Below are 12731 nucleotides of genomic sequence, written 5' to 3'. Positions count from 1 at the left end.
ATGTGACCGTCGGAATCTTCAACCTGTCTTGTGCTTCAGCGCCTTATTCTGTTTTGCGCTGACGCCTGGATTGACTGGGTCTTTATAACGAATGAAATGGCTTACTTCACTGACTATAGCAATTGGACTTGCTTGTAATCCGGCGTTTGCGCAGGAATTGACGTCTGCGCCGGCATCAATATCGCCTTCACACCAGCAACGCGACGCGTTTGTCACGGATCTGCTGAAGAAAATGACGTTGGAAGAGAAGGTCGGTCAGCTTCGACTGATCAGCGTCGGGACGGATAACCCGAAAGAAGCCATTCGGGAAATGATCAGAAACGGTCAGGTTGGCGCGATTTTTAATACCGTAACCCGTCCGGATATTCGTGCAATGCAGGATCAGGTCATGCAGCTCAGCCGCCTGAAGATTCCGCTATTTTTTGCCTACGATGTGGTTCACGGTCAGCGCACCATTTTCCCTATCGCACTGGGGCTGGCTTCCAGTTGGGATATGAGCGCCATTGAGAAAAGCGCACGCGTGGCGGCTTATGAAGCGACGGAAGACGGCCTGAATATGACCTGGGCGCCGATGGTGGATATCACCCGCGATCCGCGCTGGGGCCGCGTGTCGGAAGGCTTCGGTGAAGACACCTGGTTGACCAGCAAAATTGCTGGTGTAGTCGTGAAAGCCTTTCAGGGCGATGACGTAACCGGACGCCACTCACTGATGACCAGCGTAAAACACTATGCGCTCTACGGTGCGGTGGAAGGCGGGCGCGACTATAACACTGTGGACATGAGCCCTCAGCGCATGTTCCAGGACTATATGCCGCCTTATAAAGCGGCGATCGACGCGGGCAGTAGCGGTGTGATGGTGGCGCTGAACTCCATCAACGGTACGCCAGCTACTTCCAACAGCTGGTTGCTGAAAGATGTTCTGCGCGAGCAATGGAATTTCAAAGGCATCACCATTACCGATCACGGTGCGATTAAAGAACTGATTAAGCACGGCGTGGCCAGCGATCCGCGTGATGCATCGCGTCTGGCGGTCAAATCTGGTATCGGCATGAGTATGAGCGACGAGTATTTCGTCCGTTATCTGCCAGACCTGGTGAAAAGCGGGGCGGTGAGCATGCAGGAGATCGACGATGCCTGCCGCCAGGTGCTGAACGTAAAATATGATATGGGGCTGTTTGACGATCCGTATCGTCATCTAGGGCCAGTCGGTTCCGATCCGGTGGATACCAATGCGGAAAGTCGCTTGCACCGTCTGGATGCACGCGATGTGGCGCGTAAGAGCCTGGTGTTGTTGAAAAACCGCCTGCAAACGCTGCCGCTGAAAAAAGAAGGCACGATCGCCGTGGTAGGGCCATTGGCTGACAGCCAGCGCGATACGATGGGAAGCTGGTCTGCTGCGGGCGTGGCGAAACAGACGATTACCGTTTATCAGGGGCTGAAGAATGCCGTCGGCGATAAGGCCACCATTCTCTATGCTAAAGGTGCCAACGTCAGTAATCACAAAGGCATTATCGACTTCCTGAACCAGTATGAAGATGCTGTGCAAGTGGATAAACGTCCGCCGCAGGTCATGATCGATGAGGCGGTAGCCGCAGCGAAGAAGGCGGATGTGGTGGTTGCCGTTGTTGGTGAAGCGGCCGGGATGGCGCATGAAGCGTCCAGCCGTTCGAACATCGACCTGCCGCAAGGTCAGCGCGATCTGATCGCGGCGCTGAAAGCCACGGGTAAACCGTTGGTTCTGGTGCTGATGAACGGACGCCCTCTGGCGCTGGTGCGTGAAGATCAGCAGGCCGATGCGCTACTGGAAACCTGGTTCAGCGGCACCGAAGGCGGTAATGCGATCGCCGATGTGCTGTTTGGTGACTATAACCCGTCCGGCAAGCTGCCGATGTCCTTCCCGCGTTCCGTTGGCCAGATTCCGATTTATTACAATCACCTGCCGTCAGGCCGCCCTTACACGCCGGAAAACCCAGGCAAATATACGTCTCACTACTACGATGAAGCCAATGGGCCGCTCTATCCGTTCGGTTACGGCCTGAGCTATACCACGTTCAGTGTGTCAGATGTGCGTTTGTCCAGCCAGACGATGAAGCGTAACGGAACGATCAACGCCAGTGTGACGGTGAAAAACACCGGCAGCCGCGCAGGGGAAACCGTTGTGCAGCTATATGTGCACGATGTGGTCGCTTCCATCAGCCGTCCGGTGAAAGAGCTGCGTGGTTTTGAGAAAGTGATGCTCCAGCCAGGAGAGTCACGCACGGTTACCTTCACGCTCGATCAGGATGCGCTGAAGTTCTACAACGCCCGCATGCAGCAGGTGGTGGAACCTGGCAAGTTTGACGTGATGATTGGTCTGGATTCACAGCGTGTGAAGAGCGAGAGTTTCACCCTGCTATAATGATGGTTGTTTCGCCGCCGGGAGCAAGTGCCGGCGGCGAGTGAATACGAAGGGTGATTATCGTCATACCACGTGATCGCGGGAAAGTTGGGTATTGCGGGAGAGTAAGGTATTGCAGGAGAAGGGTATGCCGTTGACTGAAGTAGTTCTTGTTGATGAAAGTGACAAACCTACGGGGGTAATGGAAAAGCAGGAAGCGCATGTAAAAGGGGCATTACATCGTGCGATTACCGTCTATGTTTTCAACTCTCGCCAGCAGTTGTTATTGCAGCAGCGCGCAGAGGAGAAATACCACAGCGGCGGTTTATGGAGTAATACCTGCTGTAGCCATCCTGCGCCCGGTGAAGAGACGTTACAGGCAGCACATCGCCGTTTGTATGAAGAAATGGGGTTACGCTGTGCGCTGACGCCGATGTTTACGCTGACCTATCGCCTGCCGTTGGATAACGGGCTAATTGAGCACGAGTTGGGGCATGTGTATTTTGGCGTGACGGATGACCTTCCGCAGATCAACCTCGATGAAGTGTCGAGCTATGAATACCAGTCGATAGATGACATAGCCCAGAGGATGGCGGAGACGCCCGAACAGTTTACCGCCTGGTTCCAACTGACCTTCGCGCGTATTCCTGCTTACTGGCAAGCATTTCGGACTGAACAACCAAATTAAGTAAAGCGATGCTAATTGCTGCATTTCCGTGCGGCACCGTTCATTCGGTCGGCGGGTGCTGTGGGGCAAAAGCTTCAGCCCGCGTGCTCGATAATAATGTAGCCCACCAGCATCATGCCGGACATGCCACCCAAGGCGAGAAAGGCAAAGAGACCGATAATACCGATTTTTTGAAGAGTCATCAGGTTATCCTTTTGTTAATTGCCTCGAATTATAATGCCTTCAGCTCATGAAACAAGGCCGAAACGCGCCTCGCTTTTGAAATAGGCCTCATTACCGAAATCACGATGAGTAAAATAGCAATTAGCGGAATAGCGATTAGCGAAATAAAAGCAGCACACCAAAAAATATCAGAATGACGCCGGCACCGCGCTCAATCGGGTTAAGCCAGCGGGTTAAACGTTGCTGAATCAACGGACGAGCGATCAGCGCGGCGATCAGCAGATCCCACACCAGAACGACAGAAAACATCCAGCTACCGCTGACGAATTGCTGCGTGGGTGTCACATCTTTCCCAAGAATACTGGTCATCAGGCTGATATAGAACAGCATGTTTTTGGGATTCAGTAGCGCCGAGCCGAGTCCCAGCAAAATTTGTTTACGCAGCGTCGGGCAGCGGTCGGACTGCTGTTCTGCCTGTAGTGAGAGCACAGAACGGCTTTTTAGTAACTGATAACCCACCCAAAGCAAATAAGCCGCCCCGGCTAACTCAATGAGGGAAAACAGCGTAGGAGAATGTTGAATGCCCGCCCAGCCGATCGCCGCCAGCAGAATATAAATACCGTTACCCAGCGCGATGCCCAGACAAATCCCCGCACTGCCGCGCAGCCGGTAACGAATGGCGTAAGCTGTCAACAAAAAGAAGTCTGGGCCTGGACTCAGCAGCGCGACAAAATGCGCCAGCACCAGAGCAGGAAAATGAGTGGGAAAGAGAGAATCAGCGGAAAAAAAGGTATTGATTAACATGGTATGTCTGGCCTCAATAAGTAATCGAGGCCAGTCTAGACAAGGCGTTCTGTTATTTATTGTCAAATATTGATCGCGCGTACTGACCTGGTGTCGCTGCGGTGTATTGCACAAACGTTTTATGGAAATGACTTTGATCGCAAAAGCCGCTTTGATAGCTGGTATCCACCAGCGGTGTGCCTTGTTTCAGCAACGATTTGGCATATTCAATGCGGGCATTATTCAGGAATGCCATCGGCGTAATACCCGTATCGTGACGAAACTGTCGCACGATGGTTTCACGTCTCAAACTCAGCTCCTCCGCCAGTGTTTCCAGCGAGGGCGCGTCTTGCAAATTATTCAATAGACGTTCACGTACATGGCGCGTCGTGGTTTGCAACACCTGATGCGATAATGCTGGCAAACAGGATGGGGCGGGTAGGCAATATTGTCTCCAGATGGGGCTCAGCATCGCTCTGAGCTGGTTATCTGCTGATGTAATGTTGCCCCGAGACAGCAGAGCAATGACGTGTTGATAATGTATAAACAGGTCGGGATCGCGCAAGACGACGCAGTGGCAACGTAAGGTATCCAACTGATAACCAAAGAGAGTCGCGATTTGATCAAGACACCACTCGGCATCCAGATACAGCATGTGATAGCTGCGCGTTTTACCGAGTAGCGGGTTACAACTATGCGGCTGTTGGGGATCGATAAAGATCAGATCGCCAACCTGTAAATGATGCGTTTCGTTACGGTAATGGCAACGCGTTTCGCCGTGTACTATCGCCCCAATCGAAAATTGCTCATGGCTGTGTGTTTTATAGGCATGGCTGCTGTTATACGTGCTACGGCTTTCAACATGCGGTAATCGTGGTGAAAACCAGTACGATTGGTTAATGGCGTGGACCGAAGACATAATTTACCGAAGCTATTGTTTACCGAAACTATTGTTTACCGAAGATAGCGTTTACCGAAGATAGCGTTTACCGCTCGCGATAAAGACTGTGCTTGATAAAAGAATAGCTTACCCTAATCGCTGGATGGGAGATTGTCGAGGTCGGAATGGTCTCGAGCGTGATATCGGCTGACGTCACCGAGCGTCTGTGGGACAATGGCGCTCAGATTACACAGATATAGAGTATGCATGACGCTGTCCCCCGCCATAAAATTGCAGATTGGTCAATGGTATAAGGCCCTGCAAGAACAAATCCCAGATTTTATTTCCCGCGTTCCCCAGCGACAGATGATTGCCGAAGTCGCAAAAACGCTGGCGGGCGATTACCCGCGTCATCTGGCTATTGAAGCGCCAACCGGCGTTGGGAAAACGCTTTCTTACCTGATTCCGGGCATTGCGGTGGGACGTGCAGAGGATAAAACGCTGGTGGTCAGCACCGCGAATGTGGCATTGCAGGATCAGATTTACAGCAAAGATTTGCCGCTGTTGCAGACGTTTATTCCTGAGCTGAAATTTACCGCCGCATTTGGCCGTCGTCGCTATATTTGTCCGCGCAATCTGGCGATGTTGGCAACCGATCCTGACGCGCAGGGGGATTTACCGCTCTTTCTGGATGATGAACTGATGTCCGCCAGCAAAGAGGAAAAGCGTACCTGTGTGCGGCTTGAGAAAGCGCTGCAAGGTTACGCCTGGGACGGACTGCGCGACCATTATCAGGATACGATTGACGATAGCCTGTGGCAGAAGCTGAGTACGGACAAAGCGAACTGTCTCGCGCATAATTGCCATTACTATCGTGAGTGCCCGTTCTTCATCGCACGGCGTGAGATCGAACAGGCCGATGTGGTCGTCACCAACCATGCGCTGGTAATGGCGGCGATGGAAAGCGAATCGGTACTGCCTCCCCCTAAGAATCTTCTGCTGGTGCTCGATGAAGGGCACCACATTCCTGATGTTGCCCGTGATACGCTGGAGATGTCCGGTGATATTCATCCCGCTTATATGATGGCGCAGTTGGAACAGTTGGTGCAGCTCATCGGGCAATGTATGGCGCAGTTTGCCCCTAAATCACCGCCGCGACTCGCTAACAGCGAACGGTTAACCAGCCATTGTGAAGAGATCCGCGAATGCGTGCTGTCTTTCTCGCAACTGTGCGGACTGTTTCTTCCGCATGACGGGCAGGAGACCGAGTACCGCTTTGCGATGGGAAAAATGCCGGATGAAATGCGTGAACTCTGCGTTCGGTTGTTCAAATTGACCGACACGCTGCGGGCGCTGACAGAGTATATGCTTAACGATCTCAGTGAGAAGACCGGTAAGCATGACGTGGTGCGGGTCTATCAGGCACTGCTGAAAATGAGTCGCCAACAGGGCTACCTTGAGTCTATGAGTAAACTCTGGCGGCTCGCGGCGATGGAGAAATCCTCAAATGCGCCGGTTTCCAAATGGATCACCAGAGAAATGCGTGATAACCAGCCGCATCTTCACCTGCACTGCGCGGGGATCCGCGTCTGCGACCAGCTTGAAAGGCTGCTGTGGAGTAAGGTATCGCACGTCGTGGTGACCTCGGCGACGCTGCGCTCGCTGAACAGTTTTGCGCGTATTCAGGAACTGTCTGGTCTCGGTGAGGAAGAGGGGGACACCTTCATCGCGCTGGATTCGCCGTTCAACCATCGCGAGCAGGGGCGTCTGGTAATACCTAAGATGCGTTATGAACCGCTGATAGAATCGGAAGCCCAGCATATTGCTGAAATGGCAAAGTTTTTCCGGGCGGAGCTAAAGCAGGATAAACATAAAGGCATACTGATGCTGTTTGCCAGCCAACGTGCCATGCAGCTGTTTCTGACACAGGTTACCGATTTACGTCTGATGCTGCTGGTTCAGGGAGATAAGCCGCGCTACAGGCTGGTTGAACTGCATCGTCAGCGGGTACAGGAAGGGCAGACTAGCGTACTGATTGGCTTACAATCCTTTGCAGAAGGATTGGATCTCAAAGGGGAACTCCTTTCTCAGGTGCATATCCACAAAATTGCGTTTCCGCCCATCGATAGCCCGGTGATTCTGACGGAAGGCGAGTGGCTAAAAAGCCTCAAACGGCATCCGTTTATTGTACAAAGTTTGCCCAGCGCCTCGTTTAACCTCATCCAGCAGGTTGGACGCCTGATTCGCAGCCATGATTGCTTTGGTGAAATCGTCATTTACGATCGCCGCCTGTTGAGCAAAGGCTATGGCGCACAGCTGTTGGCGGCGTTGCCCGTTTTCCCGATCGAACAGCGGGATATGCCATAACAAATTCCTCTCTATTCGTTCGCTGAATAAAGGGATAATTAATCCCTATTTAGCGCTATATTTTTTTATTCTTATTTGTTAGATTTGTCTCTGAACAGCAAGGATGCCGTTAATACATGTGACAAAATGTGTCATTACTCGGCGCGATTTTTATCAATCAAGGATAGGTATCACGATGAAAATTAACGCAGTTAATAAAAAAACCTTCCTTTTCAAAAACGAATGCTGTTTGGCATCTATCTTTCTAGCTGTTCATATCCATACTAATAATAAAAACTAGTCACTATGGTCTTATTATTTATCATTTGATAATAACGAAAATAATTGGCGAGTTTTCTTAATTATTTCCTTATAGAGATAATTTTTATTTATATGAGTTTTTTTGGATATAAATATTTCTTAGTGAGCTTTATCTACCCAGGAGACGATTAGGCCGCGGCTACGCGCGGTACATGCAATACCTCGATTGCATGAAGGGATTTAGGATTCTGATCATCCCGATCAGACTTATGGAGAAGAAAAGATGGCTTTACGAGCTCAAGATAAGGATACCGCTGAATCGGCATTGCATGCAGCGGGTACGGGATATAGTGATGTGTACGATCTGTATAATTACCACTCCCGTGGCGATGGACAGCTTAATGGTAAACCCTCGTTCACAAGCGATCTGGCAGCCAAGGAAATTGTCCGCGACGGCCTGACCTGGAATGGCACGAACGTATTCGGCAAATCTGCTAATTTGACCTATTCGTTCTTACAGAACGTGCGGTCTATCCCTTCTGGCGATCAGGGTTTTGTGAAATTCAGCGCAGCGCAGGAACAACAAGCCAAACTGTCTCTGCAATCCTGGTCAGATGTCGCCAATATCACCTTTACCCAGGTTAGCCCAACCCAAAAGGCCACTATCACGTTTGGTAACTACACCCGTGATTCAAGCGGTCGGATGGACTACGATACTCAGGCTTACGCTTATATGCCGGGTAACCACTCGGCAGCGGGCAGTGCTTGGTTTAACTACAACTCCGACACGGTGCGTAACCCAGCAACGGAATACGGCAAGCAGACGCTGACGCATGAAATCGGCCACGCGCTGGGTCTGAACCACCCAGGGTCTTACAATGCGGGTGAAGGTAACCCGACCTACCGTGATGTGACCTATGCGGAAGATACGCGCCAGTTCAGCCTGATGAGTTACTGGAGTGAGCAGAACACTGGCGGCGACTTCCAGGGGCACTACGCTGCGGGTCCGTTGATCGATGACATCACGGCGATCCAATATCTGTACGGTGCAAACATGAACACGCGTACCGGTGACACGGTATACGGTTTCAACTCCAATACCGATCGTGATTTCTACACCACCACCAGCAATAGCCAAAAACTGATCTTCTCCGTTTGGGATGCAGGTGGTAACGATACGTTCGATTTCTCTGGTTACAGAAACGATCAGCGTATCAACCTGAATGAAGGCGGGTTCTCTGATGTTGGCGGCCTGAAAGGTAACGTTTCTATCGCCCACGGCGTCACGATCGAAAACGCGATTGGCGGCTCTGGCAACGATATTATTATCGGCAATGACGCGAATAATATTCTGAACGGTGGCGCAGGCGATGACGTCATTTACGGCGGTGGCGGTGCAGATACGCTGACGGGTGGTGCGGGCAAAGATATTTTTGTCTACGCCAGCGCGAGTGACTCTTCCTATAAGAACGGCTATGACACCATCACGGACTTCCAACGCGGCATCGACAAAATCGATCTGTCAGCGTTGAATCAAAAAGGCGATTTGCAGTTCGTCAACGCTTTCACCGGACTCGGTAATGAAGCGCTGCTTAACTGGAATGCAGAGAGCAATACCACCGATCTGTGGTTGAACTTTGCGGGTCAGACCACGCCAGACTTTGTTGTACATATTGTTGGTCAGCCTTCTGCGGCAACCGATTTTATCGTGTGATGTAGCAAGGACGGGGAAATCCCCGTCCTTTTCTGTTATCGACTAGGGGCCACTATGAAAAAGTTAATCATCGCGGCGTTGTTAAGTGCAATAAGCGGAGGATGTATGGCAAGTAGTCTGAAATTGCCTTCAGCAAGTGAGCTAAGCGGCGTATGGCAATTACGTGGCGGAGAACAGCAGTGCGAGGTTGTGCTGCACAATGCGTCGTTAGTGGATAACACCTGGCGTCTTGAGGGTGATGCAGCGTGTTTAAAAGCGTTGCTGCCGGATGTGCCTGCCGGATGGCGGCCGACGCCGGACGGTATCACGCTGACGAAAGCGCAGGGTCAGTCCGTCGCGTTTTTTAGCAAGGAAAAAGAGGGCTATACGCTGACGTTGCCTGATGGCAGTACACGGACGTTGCATAAACAGCCCTGACAGGAGAGGCAAACGCAGTGAGTCAACTAGCAAATAAGGAACGTTCGTTGTTGAGTATACTGCGTCCTTTCCGGCGCAGCTTTTGGAGCATTGGGATTTTCAGCGCTATCGTTAATCTACTGATGCTGTCGCCTTCTATCTATATGCTTCAGGTTTACGATCGCGTACTGGCTTCGGGGAATGGCACCACGTTGCTGATGCTTACCCTGCTGATTGCCGGGCTGGGGGTATTCATGGCGGCACTCGAATGGGTGCGCAGTCTGGTTGTCGTAAGGCTCGGTACTCGTATCGATCTACAGCTGAATCAACAGGTCTTCAACGCCGCGTTTGAGCGCAATCTGGAAGCCGGTGAGGCCAAAGCGGGTCAGGCACTGAACGATCTCACGCTATTGCGGCAGTTCATTACGGGCAACTCACTCTTTGCTTTCTTCGATATTCCCTGGTTTCCCTTCTTTTTACTGGTGCTGTTCTTGATCCATCCGGTTCTCGGTTTTCTGGCGCTGGGTGGTACGGTGGTGCTGGTGCTGCTGGCATGGCTGAATCAGTATCTCACCACATCGCCTTTAGAAGAGGCAAACCATGAAGCGCTACAGGCAACCCATCTTGCGGATACGCAGTTGCGTAATGCAGAAGTCATTGAATCGATGGGGATGCTGCCTAATTTGCGCCGCCGCTGGCTGGGGCAACACTACCGCTTTATTACCTTGCAAAATCTGGCAAGTGAACGGGCTGCGGTTGTCGGCGCTGTATCAAAACATGCGCGCATTTTTCTGCAATCGCTGATGCTCGGCGTGGGGGCCATGCTCGCGATTAAGGGCGAGATTACGCCGGGCATGATGATTGCGGGGTCAATTCTTGTCGGGCGTGTGCTGAGTCCTATCGATCAGTTTATTGGTATTTGGAAACCGTTAAGCAGCGCCCGTCAGGCCTGGCATCGACTGAGCCGTATCATGGCCGCATATCCACCTAAAGCGGCTCCGATGGCGTTACCTGCGCCAGTTGGCCAGCTCAGCGTCGAGAATGTACTGTTGCAGACGCCGCAAGGGGCATCGAGATTGCAGGATATCCATTTCTCGCTTCAGGCGGGGGAAACGTTGGCGATTCTGGGCGCCTCCGGTTCGGGGAAATCGACACTGGCACGCCTGCTGGTGGCGACGCAAACACCAACGCGCGGCAAGGTTCGACTGGATGGCGCCGATCTCAACCAGGTGGATAAAACCGCGTTTGGTCCGGCAATGGGCTACCTGCCGCAGGATGTGCAGCTCTTTAAAGGCACGCTGGCGGAGAATATTTCCCGCTTTGGCGAACATGACGCGGAAAAGATTGTGGCGGCGGCGAAGCTGGCTGGCGTCCACGACATGATTCTTAGCCAACCGCAGGGATACGACACCCCTCTCGGCGCTGACGGTAACGGGCTGTCGGGCGGGCAGCGGCAGCGCATTGCTCTGGCGCGTGCAGTGTATGGTGACCCCTGTCTGCTGGTGCTTGATGAGCCGAACTCCAGTCTCGATAACGAAGGTGAAATGGCACTGGCACAGGCGATCTCGCATCTTCAGAAGCGGGGGGCGACGGTGGTACTGATTACGCATCGTCCTGCGTTAACCACGCTGGCACATAAGATTCTGGTGCTCAATCAGGGGAGGCAGCAACGCTTTGGCCCTGCGCGCGATATTCTGAGCGAACTGCAACCGCGCCGTGCTGCCAATCAGGCACAAATGGCCCCTTCTGCTGCTGTCCAGCGGTAACACGGAATGACGAAAACAGGGAAAGACATGTCCGCATCAGAAATAAGCGAAGAGAGTATGAATCAGACGGCGCAGCGTGATGAAAAACGCGCGGTGCGTCTGGGATGGTTGCTGGTGCTTGCCGGGTTTGGTGGCTTTCTCCTGTGGGCACTATTTGCCCCCTTGGATAAGGGCGTGATGGTGAATGGCAGCGTCGTGATTTCCGGTAATCGCAAGGTGGTGCAACACAATCAGGGCGGTATTGTCGATAAAATTCAGGTGAAAGATGGCGACAGGGTTGAAGCTGGCCAGATCCTGCTCACGCTGAATGAAGTTGATGCGCGTTCGGTGAGTGAAGGGCTGGATGGTCAGTATTTACAGCTGGTGGCACGGGAAGGTCGACTGCTTGCCGAGCAGCAGCGCCTGAACGATATGGTGATGACGCCCCGTCTGCAACGTCTCGCTGAAAGGCCGGAGATGAACGTAATTACGGTATTGCAGCGTGATTTACTGCGCAGCCGTCAGCAATCACTCAGGCTTGAAGCTGAAGGAATGCGTTCCAGTATTGCGGGCATGGAGGCGTCACTCAGCGCTCAGCGTCAGGTGATGTCCAGTAAGCAGAAGCAGCGGGAGACGCTGGAACAACAGTTGCAAGGTCTGCGTTCACTGGCGGCGGAAAACTATGTACCGCGTAACAAAATGCTGGAGAACGAGCGTTTGCTGGCGCAGCTTAACGGCGACATCGCCCAGTTGGCGGGGGATACGAACCGTATCCGCCGTGATATTGAGCAACAAACGCTGCTGATAGCACAGCGTCAGCAGGAATACGACAAAGAAGTGAACAGCGAGCTGGCGGACGTGCAGGCGTTGCTGAGTGATGTGGGCAGTAAGAAGGAAAAAGCCGATTTCAATCTGGCGAATATCCAGATGCGGGCGCCTGTTTCCGGTACGGTAGTCGGATTGAAAGTGTTTACGGAAGGCGGTGTGATTGCACCGGGGCAGACGCTGCTGGAGATCGTGCCGGACGATCAGCCTCTGTTGGTGGATGCGCGCCTTCCCGTGGAACTGGTGGATAAGGTCTGGCCGGGGCTACCCGTCGAGTTGCAGTTCGTCGCGTTTAACCAAAGCACAACGCCGCGCGTAGCGGGAACGGTCGAGCTGTTGTCTGCCGATCGCCTGCTGGATGAGCGAGACGGTTCTCCTTATTACAGCCTGCGCGTGATGGTGGATGATGCAGGAAAACGTGCGCTGGAGGGATTGGAAATCAAACCCGGCATGCCGGTACAAGGGTTTGTGCGTACTGGAGAGCGGTCATTCGTCAATTATCTATTTAAGCCTTTAATGGATCGCCTGCATCTGGCATTAACGGAAGAGTAATT

9 protein-coding genes are annotated in these 12731 nt (G+C 52.5%); 7 read left to right on the top strand and 2 right to left on the bottom strand.

Annotated elements, in window-relative coordinates:
- Positions 1–91 precede the first annotated feature (91 nt).
- Positions 92–2398 carry a beta-glucosidase BglX gene (bglX, locus tag H0247_RS04165; protein ID WP_180741364.1) on the top strand — a complete coding sequence of 769 codons (2307 nt, stop codon included), beginning with the start codon at positions 92–94 and terminating at the stop codon, positions 2396–2398.
- Positions 2399–2525: 127 nt separating this feature from the next.
- Entirely contained in the window at positions 2526–3065 is a 540-nt protein-coding gene (idi, locus tag H0247_RS04160) for an isopentenyl-diphosphate Delta-isomerase (RefSeq protein WP_180741363.1), read from the top strand.
- Between the two features lie 318 nt (positions 3066–3383).
- Here the strand turns inward: idi and H0247_RS04155 are convergent, their stop codons facing one another.
- Positions 3384–4031, bottom strand: a complete 648-nt coding sequence (locus H0247_RS04155) for a LysE family translocator (RefSeq protein ID WP_180741362.1) — start codon at positions 4029–4031, stop codon at positions 3384–3386.
- A gap of 52 nt (positions 4032–4083) precedes the next feature.
- On the bottom strand, positions 4084–4929 hold the full coding sequence (locus tag H0247_RS04150; RefSeq protein ID WP_180741361.1) for an AraC family transcriptional regulator: 846 nt from the start codon (positions 4927–4929) through the stop codon (positions 4084–4086).
- A 228-nt stretch (positions 4930–5157) separates the two neighbouring features.
- On the opposite strand from H0247_RS04150, the gene dinG reads away from it, so the two are divergent.
- The 5 genes from dinG to H0247_RS04125 all read left to right on the top strand — a co-directional run bounded on the left by dinG (position 5158) and on the right by H0247_RS04125 (position 12729).
- Entirely contained in the window at positions 5158–7257 is a 2100-nt protein-coding gene (dinG, locus tag H0247_RS04145) for an ATP-dependent DNA helicase DinG (RefSeq protein WP_180741360.1), read from the top strand.
- 523 nt (positions 7258–7780) lie between these two features.
- On the top strand, positions 7781–9211 hold the full coding sequence (locus H0247_RS04140) for a serralysin family metalloprotease (protein ID WP_180741359.1): 1431 nt from the start codon (positions 7781–7783) through the stop codon (positions 9209–9211).
- A 105-nt stretch (positions 9212–9316) separates the two neighbouring features.
- Positions 9317–9628: a protease inhibitor Inh/omp19 family protein gene (locus H0247_RS04135; protein WP_180741457.1), complete on the top strand. Its 312-nt coding sequence runs from the start codon at positions 9317–9319 to the stop codon at positions 9626–9628.
- 17 nt (positions 9629–9645) lie between these two features.
- Positions 9646–11373 (top strand): type I secretion system permease/ATPase, encoded by a 1728-nt coding sequence (locus H0247_RS04130; protein ID WP_180741358.1) that lies wholly within the window; start codon positions 9646–9648, stop codon positions 11371–11373.
- Positions 11374–11400: 27 nt separating this feature from the next.
- Positions 11401–12729, top strand: coding sequence for an HlyD family type I secretion periplasmic adaptor subunit (locus tag H0247_RS04125; protein WP_180741357.1), 1329 nt, complete (start codon positions 11401–11403; stop codon positions 12727–12729).
- Positions 12730–12731: the final 2 nt, after the last annotated feature.

Origin of the sequence: Pectobacterium sp. CFBP8739 (assembly GCF_013449375.1) — a bacterium.
Taxonomy (GTDB): Bacteria; Pseudomonadota; Gammaproteobacteria; order Enterobacterales; family Enterobacteriaceae; genus Pectobacterium.
The sequence above is the reverse complement of the archived record's forward strand: the minus strand, read 5'-3'. Positions and strand labels throughout refer to the sequence as shown.

Excerpts from the sequence above, each read along its gene's own strand:
- H0247_RS04125 (WP_180741357.1), top strand. The coding sequence starts at position 11,401 with ATGTCCGCATCAGAAATAAGCGAAGAGAGTATGAATCAGACGGCGCAG.
- idi (WP_180741363.1), top strand. The coding sequence starts at position 2,526 with ATGCCGTTGACTGAAGTAGTTCTTGTTGATGAAAGTGACAAACCTACG.
- H0247_RS04150 (WP_180741361.1), bottom strand. The coding sequence starts at position 4,929 with ATGTCTTCGGTCCACGCCATTAACCAATCGTACTGGTTTTCACCACGA.
- dinG (WP_180741360.1), top strand. The coding sequence starts at position 5,158 with ATGACGCTGTCCCCCGCCATAAAATTGCAGATTGGTCAATGGTATAAG.
- bglX (WP_180741364.1), top strand. The coding sequence starts at position 92 with ATGAAATGGCTTACTTCACTGACTATAGCAATTGGACTTGCTTGTAAT.
- H0247_RS04155 (WP_180741362.1), bottom strand. The coding sequence starts at position 4,031 with ATGTTAATCAATACCTTTTTTTCCGCTGATTCTCTCTTTCCCACTCAT.
- H0247_RS04135 (WP_180741457.1), top strand. The coding sequence starts at position 9,317 with ATGGCAAGTAGTCTGAAATTGCCTTCAGCAAGTGAGCTAAGCGGCGTA.
- H0247_RS04140 (WP_180741359.1), top strand. The coding sequence starts at position 7,781 with ATGGCTTTACGAGCTCAAGATAAGGATACCGCTGAATCGGCATTGCAT.